This is a genomic window from Haloarcula argentinensis DSM 12282 (genome assembly GCA_000336895.1).
Classification (GTDB): Archaea; Halobacteriota; Halobacteria; order Halobacteriales; family Haloarculaceae; genus Haloarcula; species Haloarcula argentinensis.
In genome coordinates this window covers 18,441-31,661 of the sequence record AOLX01000005.1, presented here as the reverse complement: position 1 = coordinate 31,661, position 13,221 = coordinate 18,441, and the positions used below count along the sequence as shown (strand labels likewise).

General features: G+C 61.2%; 13 protein-coding genes. 2 read left to right on the top strand and 11 right to left on the bottom strand.

Annotated features, from left to right (window positions below):
- Nucleotides 1-301 precede the first annotated feature (301 nt).
- The 10 genes from C443_RS00860 to C443_RS00815 form a co-directional block, all read right to left on the bottom strand.
- On the bottom strand, nucleotides 302-1,507 hold the full coding sequence (locus C443_RS00860; RefSeq protein ID WP_005532893.1) for an ABC transporter substrate-binding protein: 1,206 nt from the start codon (nucleotides 1,505-1,507) through the stop codon (nucleotides 302-304).
- A gap of 136 nt (nucleotides 1,508-1,643) precedes the next feature.
- The gene (locus C443_RS00855; RefSeq protein WP_005532892.1) at nucleotides 1,644-2,576 is read right to left on the bottom strand and encodes an ABC transporter ATP-binding protein; all 933 of its coding nucleotides are present in this window, start codon (nucleotides 2,574-2,576) and stop codon (nucleotides 1,644-1,646) included.
- On the bottom strand, nucleotides 2,576-3,691 hold the full coding sequence (locus tag C443_RS00850; RefSeq protein WP_005532891.1) for a FecCD family ABC transporter permease: 1,116 nt from the start codon (nucleotides 3,689-3,691) through the stop codon (nucleotides 2,576-2,578). The genes C443_RS00855 and C443_RS00850 overlap by 1 nt, the downstream gene beginning before the upstream one ends.
- The gene (locus C443_RS00845) at nucleotides 3,691-4,671 is read right to left on the bottom strand and encodes an FAD-dependent oxidoreductase (RefSeq protein ID WP_005532890.1); all 981 of its coding nucleotides are present in this window, start codon (nucleotides 4,669-4,671) and stop codon (nucleotides 3,691-3,693) included. Before C443_RS00845 ends, C443_RS00850 begins: the two co-directional genes overlap by 1 nt.
- A gap of 236 nt (nucleotides 4,672-4,907) precedes the next feature.
- Entirely contained in the window at nucleotides 4,908-6,368 is a 1,461-nt protein-coding gene (locus C443_RS00840) for a carotenoid oxygenase family protein (RefSeq protein ID WP_005532889.1), read from the bottom strand.
- A gap of 53 nt (nucleotides 6,369-6,421) precedes the next feature.
- Nucleotides 6,422-7,411, bottom strand: coding sequence for a DMT family transporter (locus C443_RS00835; protein ID WP_005532888.1), 990 nt, complete (start codon nucleotides 7,409-7,411; stop codon nucleotides 6,422-6,424).
- 306 nt (nucleotides 7,412-7,717) lie between these two features.
- Entirely contained in the window at nucleotides 7,718-7,987 is a 270-nt protein-coding gene (locus C443_RS00830; RefSeq protein ID WP_005532887.1) for a DUF7571 family protein, read from the bottom strand.
- A gap of 124 nt (nucleotides 7,988-8,111) precedes the next feature.
- Nucleotides 8,112-8,729, bottom strand: a complete 618-nt coding sequence (locus C443_RS00825) for a class I SAM-dependent methyltransferase (protein WP_005532885.1) — start codon at nucleotides 8,727-8,729, stop codon at nucleotides 8,112-8,114.
- A gap of 141 nt (nucleotides 8,730-8,870) precedes the next feature.
- Nucleotides 8,871-9,149 carry an SHOCT domain-containing protein gene (locus tag C443_RS00820; protein ID WP_311241336.1) on the bottom strand — a complete coding sequence of 93 codons (279 nt, stop codon included), beginning with the start codon at nucleotides 9,147-9,149 and terminating at the stop codon, nucleotides 8,871-8,873.
- 153 nt (nucleotides 9,150-9,302) lie between these two features.
- Nucleotides 9,303-9,737 (bottom strand): pyridoxamine 5'-phosphate oxidase family protein, encoded by a 435-nt coding sequence (locus tag C443_RS00815; protein WP_005532882.1) that lies wholly within the window; start codon nucleotides 9,735-9,737, stop codon nucleotides 9,303-9,305.
- Between the two features lie 102 nt (nucleotides 9,738-9,839).
- Between C443_RS00815 and C443_RS00810 the strand changes: the two genes are divergently transcribed.
- Nucleotides 9,840-11,675 (top strand): bacteriohemerythrin, encoded by a 1,836-nt coding sequence (locus C443_RS00810; RefSeq protein WP_005532880.1) that lies wholly within the window; start codon nucleotides 9,840-9,842, stop codon nucleotides 11,673-11,675.
- Between the two features lie 60 nt (nucleotides 11,676-11,735).
- Here C443_RS00810 and C443_RS00805 read toward each other — a convergent pair whose 3' ends face one another.
- Entirely contained in the window at nucleotides 11,736-12,209 is a 474-nt protein-coding gene (locus C443_RS00805) for a hypothetical protein (protein WP_005532878.1), read from the bottom strand.
- A gap of 106 nt (nucleotides 12,210-12,315) precedes the next feature.
- Here C443_RS00805 and C443_RS00800 point away from each other — a divergent pair, with 106 nt between their 5' ends.
- The gene (locus C443_RS00800; protein ID WP_005532877.1) at nucleotides 12,316-13,086 is read left to right on the top strand and encodes a hypothetical protein; all 771 of its coding nucleotides are present in this window, start codon (nucleotides 12,316-12,318) and stop codon (nucleotides 13,084-13,086) included.
- Nucleotides 13,087-13,221: the final 135 nt, after the last annotated feature.

Below are 13,221 nucleotides of genomic sequence, written 5' to 3'. Positions count from 1 at the left end.
TTTCCGCACGACCGACAACGAGGACGGTCAGCCGACGGGTCGTACGCTAGCGCAACGTCGTTGCAGTGACGGCAATATCGGTCGGAGCCAGTGGTGTAAGAGTGCGTGTTCCCTTCGTGTACTAACATATGTGAGTCGATGTCACGGTGGTATAAATTCTTTCTGGACAAACAGAACACTATACCCTTATATACCATATATACGAGCAATGACTGCTATAGTATTAGATCGTTCATCCAGATATAGAGCTTGATATCTCAATACTGCTACGTAACCTATTGTGAGAGTGGGCAGACAGTGGTTAGATTTCTCCGTTGACGATGTCTGCGACGCCCTGGCGGTCGAACAGTTGTTCCTTGGACGGAATCTCAGGATACGGCCCCTCAGTGTAGGTCGGCCACTCGCCGAACTGGTCGGGATACAGTTGCTTTGCGGTCATCTCCAGTTGGAAGAGATGGAGGATCGGTCCCTGGTACCTCGCTCCCTGTGGGTAGATCCGGTCGTTCTGTACGGCTGTGATTTCTGATCCAACTGGGTCGGATTTGAACGCCTCCCGTCGCTCCGGAAGGCTTGTACTCGGTTCGAACCCACCGAGGTGCAGGATTACGTCCGGATCAGCCGCAAGTAGCGTCTCGAAGTCGACCACAGAGTTCGTCTCGACCGACCCCTCGAAGGCGTCCCGTGCGCCGAATGGGCGAGTATGCGCGGTCAGGAACCCGGGGTTGTCGAGTGTGTACGCATAGATCTCGTCTATGTCAGCCGCGGCGAGCATCACTGCCGACGGGCGTTCCGACTCGGGCGGCAGGTTCGCATCGATGGTCGAGCGCATTTCGTCGTGGATAGCCGCGAGCGCCTCGTAGCGAGCCTGTTCCTGAAACGCTTCGGCGACGAGTTCGAACTGTTCCCAGAGGGTGTAGTACTCGTAGTCCGTCCATCCGGACGGCGGTTCGGCGTGTCGGTCACTCAATGAGTTGCCGAACCAGGGCGAGACGTTGGTAGCGATCTCCTCGAAGTCCTCCCGACCCCAGTTGTCCTGTTTGGCGATCCAGGCCGGGTCAGCGAGATGGATATCGCTATCCAGTTCGTACAGTTTCTCCTTGCTTGGTTCCCACGAGGAATAGAGCCCGGTCCAGTCCAGCGACACCCCCGGCAGCCGTTCGACGAACTGATTCCACAGCCCACTGTAATAGTCCGGTGCGTGCATTGCCGTGACAGTGTCCCCGCGACCCAGGGCGAACGCCATGTCTGCGTGGTGTGTGAGTCGCGTGAAGACAGTCTCCGGTGGCGAGTCGAAGGTCACCGCTCCCATCGGCGACATCGACACGGAGTACGAACCGTTCCCAGTGGGTGTGTCTGTCCCCGACCCGGACTCCGTCCGTCTGGCCCCGGCTTCCCCCTCAGCGTCACTGGTGCATCCCGCAAGTAGCCCAGCGCTGAGAACCGTTCCCCCGTACTTGACGTACTCTCTCCGCGTCGGTGACTCGCTGTCAGTGGTGTCGTCAGCCATTATTTTAGGCTAGCCTAAAAATTGCATAGATGTTCCGGTTCACCGACCCGGAACAAGCCAGTATCAAGCGCTGAATCGGGCGTCTGTATCAAGAGTTCGTGGGGCAGAGCGCGATTTCGCGGTGGTCTTACGGCCCCTATTCGGCCACGACTTCCTCGGCGCGGTCCGGTTCGGCAGTATCGTCACCAGTAGTGTGTTCATCGCCGTCGTGGCGGGCACGGATTGGGTTCACACGTGGTCCGTGTGGCGTGGCCGAGACCTCCGCCTCGATTTCGAAAACGTCCGCAAGGAGTTGCTCCGTCACGACAGCTTCGGGTGGTCCCCGAGCCTGTATCTCGCCGTCGTTGAGTGCGACCATCCGGTCGGCGAGGCGGGCCGCCTGCTCGATGTCGTGCAGGACGACCACGATGGTAATCTCGCTCTCATCGCGGAGCGTTTCGATTATCTCCATCACCTCAAGCTGGTGGTGCAGGTCAAGGAACGTCGTCGGTTCATCGAGCAACAGCACGTCGGTGTCCTGTGCGAGAACCATAGCGATCCAGGCGAGCTGTTTCTGGCCGCCACTGAGGCTACCGACTTCACGTTCACGGAGATGTCCACAGCCGGCCAGGTCAATCGCCCGTTCGACGGCTGCCTCGTCTTCCTCGGTGACGCTGTCGAAGAACCCCCGGTGTGGGTACCGACCGTGATACACCAGATCCTCGACCGAGATACTGTTTGGTGACGTACTCTCCTGAGAGAGCAGGCCGAGCTTTCGAGCGATCGCTTTAGTCTCTAACGTCTGGATGTCTTGCCCGTCCAGCAGTACCGATCCCGCGTCCGGTTCGAGCTGATTGGCGAGGCCTTTCAGCAGCGTGCTCTTGCCCGACCCGTTCGGGCCGACGAGTGCAGTCACGGCCCCGGGTTCGGCGGCGATCGATTCACCGTCGATGACCGGGTCATCCGTCCCCGAGTACGAAAGCACCACATCGTCGCCGACCAGCGGCCGGTCCCGGCGACCGGACTGTGACCCAGCAGCGATGTCGTTGGCCGTAGCGATACCATCCGAGTTAGTGTTGTTCTGTGACATTAGATCTCACCCATCTGTTCCTGTCGCCGCATCAGGTAGAGGAAGTACGGGCCACCGACGACGCCGGTGACGACGCCGACCGGAACCTGCGCGGGATTCAAAGCCAGCCGTGCGCCGACATCCGCGACGACCATCAGTGCCGGACCGACGAACACACAGCCGATGAGGAGGCGGCGGTAGTCGCTCCCGACAATAAGCCGGACGATGTGTGGAACTACGAGGCCGAAGAACCCGATGATCCCCGCAACGGAGATTGCTGTGCTGGCCGCCAGGATGGCAACTCCAGACAGCATGAACCGGACCCGCTCGACGCTCATCCCGAGCGAGCTCGCGGTCTCTTCGCCGAGCAGGAGGAGGTTCAGTTGCCGTGCGCCGGCCAGCGCGAGTAGCGTCGCCGCAAGCGTCGGGATGATAGCGATGCGGAACTCCTCCCAGCCGACGCCCGTGAGCGACCCGGTAATCCAGGCCAGTGCTGACTGGACAACGCCCAGATCGTCGGCGAAGAAGAACAGTCCCCGCTGGAGGGACGTAAACACCATGTTGACGATGACACCGGCCAGGACCAGTCTAACCGGACTCGTTCCGCCCTTCCACGCGATCATGTACACGAGTAAGAAGGCGATAGAGCCACCGACCGCGGCAAACAGCGGGAGGAACGGGGCGAGACTGCTGAACAGAACGAGAGTCAGCAGTACGGTGAGTCCCGCCCCTGAGCTCACGCCCAGCACGAACGGACTTGCCAATTCGTTACGTGTCACGGCCTGGAATATCGCCCCGGAGACGGCGAGACATATCCCCGCAAGTACGGCGACGATTACCCGTGGCATCCGGATGTTCCAGACGATAAGCGTCCGTTTCGGCAGTTCGGGAAGCTCTGCCCCGAAGAAAAACGACTGCCATGCCTGAACGCTGAACCACACTTTCGGGTCGAACACGGCCTGCCACGCCTCGAGGATCGTCATCGAGTACGCTCCGAAGCTCACCTGAAGCAGACCAGCCCCGAAGGCGACGGCAACGCTCGCGACACAGAGCCCGAACAGAGACCCGTCGAGAGTCCCGAGCCAGGATCTAGCCCGCGACCACGCATCGGTGGCGCCCCGTGTCTCGCTGGCCATTACTCGCTCACCTCCGCATGTCCGTCGCTCGCGCCGAGGTAGTCCCGGATCGTTGCGTCGTCCATCGCATCGAGAACGGCGGTCTGATCGAGCCCCGAAACAACCGCCACAGGGTCCAGGTAGCCAGCGAGTGCTTCCTGCCCTATTTCGGTCCGGTCGGCTTTTTCCTCGGGCGTGATATACGACGAGCGCCGTTCGTCGATGACCGCCTCACGGACCCGCTGGAACCGATCCGAATCCGGCTCGACGGGGGCATCCTCGGCGTACCGGTTGTCGAAATATTCGACCCAGGTTGCTCGTTCAGTCCATTCGTCGTCTAGCTCGGCCTCGCGACGGACCCAGTCCACGCCGTCAGCGACAGCCTCCCACCACCCGTCGTCAATTCTCGCGTCCGCAATCACCCGGCGTGCGACTCGCGCGCCTCGGCCGGCCGCAATAATCGCTTGCATATCCGCCGCTTCGGACGGTGACGCAACGTAGAGACCCGGAACCGGTGTCGTGCCGTCCGCGTCGGCATACTCGCGGTCGAAGGTTTCGCGTTCCTCGCCGTCGTGTTCGTCCGTCTCGAACATCGCCGCATCGTCGTCCAGACCCCGCATATACTCGCCGTCGTAGCGGGTCGCGGCGATAACGCGGCGAGTTGTGGCCGTCTCCCCATCCTGCGTCTCGACGACAAACCCCTCCCCATCATCGGTTCTGTCGAGCGAGTCGACCAGCTTGGAGACGATGGTACAGCCGGCGGTTTCGGCGTGGTCCTGAATGCGGTCGTACAGCGTCTCGATGTCGATTCCGGCCGGGAAACCGAGGTAGTTTTCGAGGTAGGCACAGCGCTTAAGCGACGAGCGGCCGCGGTCGTAGATGGCCGTATCGAGGTCCGCTCTGGCCGTGAACACACCCGCCGCACAGCCGGCCGGACCGCCTCCGACAATGATGACATCATGGTCGAACGTCGTCTCCGTTCGGTTCCCTACTGTCGCCATAGTCACGACGCTCCGTCCGGTGTCTGTGACACTGACAGGCGGTGTACCGGTTCAGAGGTGTCCATCGAGTCGTTCAACATACTATTTAGGCCAGCCTAAATGGATAAAGCGTTTTCGAAGTTTAGGCAGACCGAACATCATGTAAAAAATCTGCTGTTCCGGTCAGAGCGACACTGTCTGGGTGGACAAATCTGAGAAGTGATGAAGTCGTATTAAGAAGGGGTCCCCCCGACGACTCAGTCGCCGGCCGCCACTCGGATCTCGGGGAAGTATCGGCCGTGAAAGTCGAACGGGGCTGCGTGGGGGAGCGATGCGCTGGCGCGCTCTTCGAACGTCTGACCGTCGAGGACGAGTAGCCGGGACCGGTCGGCGTCTGCGTCCAGCGCAACGACCAGCACCACGCCGTCAGCCTCGGTGTCGCCGTCGGGTGCGGGGACAAACACCGGCTCGCCGAAGTAGTCTCCACCGTCGTCGAACGTCTCGACAGCGCCCGTGTCCGTGTCGATTTTCAGGACGCGTCGGGCCCATTCGGTGACGGGGGTATCCATCCCCATCGCGTACACGTAGCGGTGTGGGCGACACCATCGAGACGGTGAGACAGTCGGTAGCGCGCTACCGTCCAGGTACAGCATTTCGCGTGACACCGACGCGTCGGCATCGCCGTATCGCGTTACATCACTTCCGGTACCGAGGTCCACGGTGAACCGCTCGATGCGGCCGACGATAGCACCCATCTCACCTGCACGGAGGTTATCCAGATACAGCGAGTCGATAGTCGTCGCGTCTGGTACTGTTTCGAGGTCGAACACCAGTTCCCTGCCGCCGGCTCGTTCGAACGCATTGACGTGGTGGAACCCGAACACAGCGTCGATGACCGGTTCAGCGACGATGGTTCCAGTAGTGCGGTCCATGACGATGATTCGGGTCCCGCGGTCTGGTTCCCACTCGAACTGCTCGATGAAGGGTGCCTGTCGCCCGGGTTTGAGAAACCGTCGCGGGTCGAGTCGGAGCGGGAATTCAGTCAAGACGACGTACCGGGGCGTCAGCGCGAAACTGTGCATATACGCCGGCTGGTCGGTGTCGACGCTCCCGACGTGTCGCCGAGTCCCGTCGAGCGACATGGCAGTGACGTGGTACTGGCTGGTCCGTCCGAACGCCGTGTCGACGTTGACGAGGACGCCGCTCGTCGGGTCACGTTTGAGATGGGCACAGGAGAGTTGCCCTGTCGGCACATCGTCGTCGTGTTCGAGGTGGCCCGTCGTTTCGAGCGTGTTCGGGTCGAAGCGCACCTTCCGGGGCGATTCGGTCAGGGCGAGGTACTCGCCGCCGAACCGCTCGGCGATGATGTTCGTGTTGTCGTAGGGGTCAGTCAGGAACGTCGCCAGCCGCGAGCGAAGTGTCGTCTCGCCGGTCGCGAAGCCACCCTCGAACTCGCCACTCGTCGCCGCCTCGTACGCGTCCGTCCTGAGGAAGCGGTTCCGATAGTGTACGGCGTCACTGTTGGGGTCGAAAGTGAACCGGTACAGCATCGCGAAGCCGTCGAACCAGTGGTCGACACTGCTACCGTTCGGAAGGGAGAACGCGCCGGGTCCGTTCCGGATGAGACTGCCATGGAGCCAGTCCGGGAGGTCACCGGTCACGGAGATGGATGCCGCCGTCTCGTCGTGGAGCGAGTGGAACCCGGGATGTGAAGCCATACCGTCACAATGGGTGACAGCGGCTAAGGCCTGACGCCCATGCTATCAGGGCATCACTCGCGTGTCGTGTACGCGTTCCCACTGATGACGACGCAGTCGTCCTGTGGCCCGTACGGTCGGTACGACGGCGAGTTTGTCCGGCGGCGGCGTAGCGACCGGAGCACGTCGGCTTTCACCCACGCGAAGCCGACCACGATGACAGCGAAGCCGGCGACGGTCACCGGGCCGAGTGTCTCCCCGAGCAGGAGCCAGCCGCTGATAGCCGTCACTGCTGGCACCACGTACGAAACCAGACTGGTTTCAGCGGCACCAACTGTGCTTATCAGGCGGAAGTAGAGGAGGAACCCGATTGCGCTGGCGACGATACCGAGATACGCGATCGCAGCTAGCTGCTCAAGCCCAACGGTGACGGTTCCGAGTTGCTCCGAGGGCAGCCCTACGCTGACGGCGTGCAGGATGGCAGCACCGAGCAGCGTCATCCAGGCCTGCAGGCTCACGAGCGGGAGCGAACTGGTGTAGCGTTCGGTCAGGACTGCACCGACAGCGAAGGCGACAGCGGAACTGATGAGGAGGGCGACGCCGAGCAGTCGACCACCGACCGCTCCCGGTGTGGGGTTCGCAATAATAACCACGCCGATGAACCCACAGACGGTGCCGATGAGTTCGTGCGGTCGAGCCCTGTAGCTCGGAATCAGTGTCGATGCGAACGCCGGCGTCACAACCGGCGTGAGACTGAGCAGGATTGCGCCGAAGGAACTCGGGACGTACTGCTGGCCGAGAAACAGGAGCGCGAAGTGTGCGCCGATGAGGACAGTGCCGCCGATGAGAATCAGCGACCAGTCATCGCGGGTCTGTGGGCGCAGTGACCGGCCGCGCCAGAGGGCATAGCCAAGCAGGACGACTGCAGCAATATCGTGTCGGACAGCTGCCAGCAGCACCGGCGGGACGCTTTCGAGACCAGTCTTGATCGCCACAAAGGAAAGTCCCCAGATGAGTGCAAGCGCAGCAAACAGCAAGCCAATATGTCGTGTCGAGCGTGTCATTCCAGTAGAGATCAACTATATGTGCTGGAGGAGTATGAAGCTTCTATCGCCACTGTGACGCACACGCACGGCCTCTACGGCCACGTCTGCCGTTCAAAAATTCCTGAAAAGAGTGTGTGTCCGCGGTGCTATCGAAGCCAGTTGTACCGAGACGTATTGTTCTCCTCGACTACATACCACGGAGTTCTCATTCGGTCACCGAGCGATCCATCAGCTCACTGCCAATAGCGTCAAAAACGAGGGTGATGCCCACGTCGGCAGACCCAGACCAATACTCCGGGCCAGCATGCGAGTGTCTGTCCCGGGTCAGGTCGACATCGTGTCGAAATGCCAGCCCGGGTCGGTCCCGGTTTCGTCAATGTGCTCGGACCGGCACGCCGGACAGCAGTCAGGGACAGCAGTTTCGGACCGGGGAACGTACACCGCGCCGTCACACTCCACACAGGCGTCCGCGACGACGGTCACGCAGTCCGCACAGAGATTGAAGTCGTCGACTGTGAGGTCTCGCAGGGGTTCGAGTTGTTTGTCCAAGAGGTACTCGTCGATAGCCGCCTGACAGTTTTGGCACAGTTGCATAGCGATCCAACTTGACCCATGATACCGTGACACAAATAGTTGCTGCCCGGTTATCGATTGTGAATGTCCCGACGGCTAGCTGTTCGATGACGGCACCGCCAAGAAATGACAGATACAGTGAAGGCTACGGCGCGCGGAACACGCGAATGGTGTCCCGGGACGTGGGTTCGCGGATTAGCTGCGCGAACCCGTGTTCCGAGAACACCTGCTTCCAGTTGCGGTGATACAGCGGGAACTCGTCGTTGACGTAACTCACGTCAGTGTCTTCGCGTCCGCGTTCGGGGCTGTTGCCCTCGTTTTCGGCAATGACGAGGAGGTCGCCGGCGATACGGGCAATCTCTTCGAACACCCACGTATCATCGGGGTGGATATGCTGGAGCGTCTCGACCGAGTAGACGACATCGAAGGCGTCGTCTTCGAACTCGGTGACGATGTCTTCGAGGGCACCGGTGTGGAACGTCCCCGAATCCGCGAGCCGAGGGTAGTGCTCGGCCATCACGTCGAAGGATTCCTCATTGATGTCGATACCAGTGAGATTCCCGTATCCGTTGGTCTGCAGGTGTGCCAGATGGCGGCCCGAGCCACAGCCCAGTTCGATTATCCGGGCATCGTCGTGGACGTAATGGTCGAGCACGTTGACCAGCGTCTCGCTCACCTCGTTCGGTCCGATCTCAGCGTAGTACGCCGGCGAGAACTTCCCGGAGCGGGAGGCCCAATCGTCGCGAACGTCGTCCGGGTCCATACCCACCGTACACCGTTGCGGAATAAATGCACCACGAAGTGCGTGCCGGACAGTCGGTGAGCGCACGCAGGGGGTCACAGTGGACAGTGCTACAGGAGACTCCTTCCCGGACTGCCAGCGGATGGAACTGCCAGTGTCGGGCTATGACTCGTACTGGAGCAATCGGTCAGCCCGCGTTTCGAGCTCCGTCGCGTCAATTTCGCCCGATGCGTACTGTTGTTTGAGCGTCTCCAGCGAATCCGGCTCGGCGGTCGCCTCGCCCTGTAGCTGCACGTACAGCAAAGCACCGACCGCCACAGCAGCGATGACGAACGCTACGAGCAGTAGCCACCAGCCGCCGGGGGCCATGACCATTCCCGTTGCCCCACCGTGGGGCCCCATCGGTCCGTGCTGGAGTAGCGCAGTTGTTGGCGAAAGCATCTGGGACACCTCTGTTTGTAGATACGGCCCTCACGGCATAATTACGGTCGCTGGTTCCCGCAGATTGAGAACGCAAACCGCGACGAAGAGAAGCGAACACAGCGCTACAAGGGGTTCGATGGACGCCACCGCTAGTGGCTTGTGGTACGGGTTTCATCCGACTCGGAATTCACGTCCGTCCCAGTCGTCGATTCGAAGTTCGTACGGCGTCGTGGTCGATGTGTCGTCCCAGCTGACTGGGTTGGGGGCGAACTGTGTGTTGCTGGCCAGCGAGGCAAGGGCTGGCTCTACCTCGTCGTAGGTCGCCTCTACTAGCTCACCCGAGACTACCACGCTTCGCCAGACGGTTTTCGGTTCGGTCTCCTCGTACACCGTGAACCCGACGGTGCTGTCCGCCGTCAAATAGCGGTGTTTTTGACTCTCGTCGCTCTCTGACAGGTGAAACGCCAGGCTGTCCGTCGCCGGGTCGTACCCGAACGCGACCGGGAACGGGTATGGAGCCGCGCCTGTCGGGCCGGACAGCGCTAGCACACCGATTCCGTTGTCAGTAAGGACATCGACGACCGCTTCATCACTTAATTCTCGCATCCCGAATGCAACGTTGCCTGGTAACTACTTGGGAAGCAGACCGCATTTTCACTCGGTGAGAACGTGAGAGTTACTTTTCAAATAATGGGTAACAGAACTGGTATGGGCACAGATTCGACGGGGGAGTTCGCCGAATGGGATGACGAACGGTACAGCACAAATATCGAGCGGTTCGACGAACAGCACAAGCGCCTGTTCGGGCTACTGAACGACCTCCATACGGCGATGGACGAGGGGCATTCCGAGGAAGAGGTCGGTGACATTCTCCGAGAACTGGAACGCTACACGGAGTACCATTTCGGTGATGAAGAGGAGTTCATGCAGAACTGTGGCTACGCCATGGACTGTAGCGACTGTTTCTACAACCATCGTGAAATGCACGAGGAGTTCGCCGACAAGGTGCGAGAACTCCGCGAGAAACACGAGAACGGGGAGTACGTCACGATGGAGGTCCTGACAGTTGCCCGGGACTGGCTCGATGCACACATCGCCGCCGGCGACGAAGACCAGAACTACGCGGACTACTTCCAGACCGAGGTCAGCGACGACTACGAGTACGAACCCGGGCAACTCTATCAGGACCGCACGGCTTCGGACGACCCCGTCCCAGTTGACCGCCAGAGCGAAGCCGCCGGCGTGCGCCTCGACAGCGACATCTATGACGGGGGCTCGCTTTCGGTCCCGGACGGGTCAGTAGCGGCCTGGTTCGAAGACATCGTTGCGAACCACGGGGACCGGACCGCAGCGCTCGTCCGAGATGACGACGAGTTCGTCGAACGGAGTTTCGAGGAGCTGGCCGAGCGGGCGAAGGCAGTCGCAGGCGGACTTCTCGCAACGGAACTGCGCCCCGGGGACCGACTGGCAATCAGAGCACAGTCTCAGTTCAAATGGTCCGTGCTCGACCTAGCCTGTCACTTCGCCGGGCTGGTCCCGGTCGCACTCTACCCGTCTGCGAGCGACGACCGAGCAGCCCAGATTATCGAACGGACCGGGGCAACCGGACTTGTGGCAGCAGGAGACGTGGCCGAAGACCTCGCGATGGCTGTCGGGACCGTGCTCGATTTCGAGGACTTACCGACCGAGGAGGCGAGAGTGCTGCCCGGCCTGCAGACTGACGGCGACGGGGTTGCAACAGTCGCGTTCGACGTGGCTTCCCCCGCAGAGAAGGCCGGCTGTGCGCTGACACACCGAAACCTCTTGGCTGCCGCAGAGAGCCTCCGCGAGGCGCTTCCTACCGGCCCCGAAGCGACTGGGACCTGTTCGCTTCCGCTGGCGCACATCTACCAGCGTGTTTCGACGTACTATCTCTGGGCGACCGGGAGCGCCGTCGCCTACCTTGGGGCCGAGGACTTCGTCGACCAGCTCGCGGCCGTCAACCCCGACGTGCTCGTCGGTGTCCCGAAGATGTACCAGCAGCTCTACGGGACGATACAGGACCGTCTCGGCGACATGGGCTGGATGAAACGGAAGGTCGGCGGTCGAGTGGCGTCCTACGGGGAGGGGATCGTCGGGGGACGGGGAACGCCGCTGAAATACAGAGCCGCCAATCGGCTCGTGTACAAGCCGCTGCGGCAGGAAATGGGGTTGTCAAACCTCACTTATGCGCTGTCTGGGACAGGCCGGCTAGACGATCATCTGCTGTACTTTTTCCGTGGGCTGGGCGTTCCGATATGCGAGCTGTACGGCTCGGTCGGAACAACCGGTGTCGGCGCACTGAACCCGGCGGATTCCTACGTCGAGGAGTCCATCGGCGACCCGATGCCAGGTGTTGAGATCGCTGTCTCCGAAAACAGAGAACTACTGATCCGTGGGCCAACCGTCCTCGGTGGATTCCTCGACGACAGCCAGACTGGCTCACAAACGCTTCGGGACGACTGGTATCACACCGGCGAAGTCGGTGAAGTAGGATCGGACGGCAAACTGTCGCTCGCCGAGTGAGCGCTGCCTGTAAACAGGTCCGTTTGTAGCGGTATCGAGCGGTATCGCGGCCAAACCGAGTCAGACGAACCGAAACCCGAGTGCGACGAGTGGCACGAGAACGAGCAGATACGCAGCTGCCGAGATCGCCCAGTCGCGTCGGATGCCTGCGATCCGGGCCGACGGCAGTCGGGAACGCGGGAGCACGACGAAGACGAAAAAGACGACCATCAGCGTGTACAGAACAACGGCAGCGAGGACCGCCGTGAGTATCGATGACCCGCCCAACAGCCCTTCACTGGTGAAAAGCACCCAGACGAACAGCGGGCCAGTTAGCCAGCCAGCGACGTAGTGGACCACACTCGCGAGCCGTCCGGGGGCGTCCTGCGGGGCGCTATCGGTCAATACACCGGAGGCAATGAACGGCGGTGTTTCGCCTTCCGGTAGTCTGGCCATCACCAGGTCCATCACAGCCGTCGCGACGACACCGGCGGCCACGCCGATAACGAACCGGAGTGACACCGTAAGCGCCGTAACGAGGGGAACCAACTCCATGCAACACAGAGAGGGCGGACCCGTATTCTGTCTGACGGTTCGAGTCAACAATGATACCGATCTGTTGGGTGAGAAAGGCTGTAAGGCCGTACTTCATAAAAAACGCATGCGCACACAGGATGCGGGACACCGAGCGGCGGCGATCGCCGCCATTGCTGACCGTGAGTATCGGCGAGCCGGCGACGAATACACGCGGGCAGGGTGGCGTGTTCTTGCGGACCCACGAGAGGGTATCGAGCCGTTCGCGGCCGACAAGAAGGGCTGGGTCGGTGACGGGCTCCAGTACCTCGCGACGAGTGCGGTCTGTTACCGCGTCGCTGGAAAGGATACGCGCGCTACCCGTCGCGGGGTCGAGGGCGTCGCCGTTGCGAAAGACCTGACGAACGGGCTCGAACACCCAGTTCAACACGCCTGTCTCAAGGAATTCGTTGCAGACTTCCGAGCTGCCGGGGGACTCGACGGAATCGAGTCGGCGTACCGTGAGGCGGAGGCGGCATACAACGACGCCGGTAGTGCCGTCGACAGCCCGCAGGCGTGGGGGACAACGCCGCTGTTCGAGGCTGCTGCGACGCTTCTCCAGCAGGTCGCCCGTGGCCCCGCGAACGGCGAAATCGCTATTCCCTGGGAAGACCTCCACGGCGCGGACCCGGGCGACCCCGGGAGCTTCCTCGCACAGCGGGCCGTCGTCAAACGCCAGCGGTTCCCAAGTCTCATCGAGCAGGTGATCGACGACGGCTTCCTTGCGACCCCGCGCGGAACGACGGAGTACGACACCGACCACCACCGCTGCCCACACTGTGGTTCGACAGATGTGAACTGGGTCGCAGAGAGCGTTGTGTGCCTTCGGTGCTCCCGTCCGACAGCCGAGACGAGCTAATACGTAGTGTCTATTTTTGTGTAGTAAGATACTGGAATTATATATTCATATCCCGGCCATTCACTATTATATTACTTCACGAAGAGTTATCCGCCATATTTTCTCATCTATTCAAATATAACTGCCCCTATATTA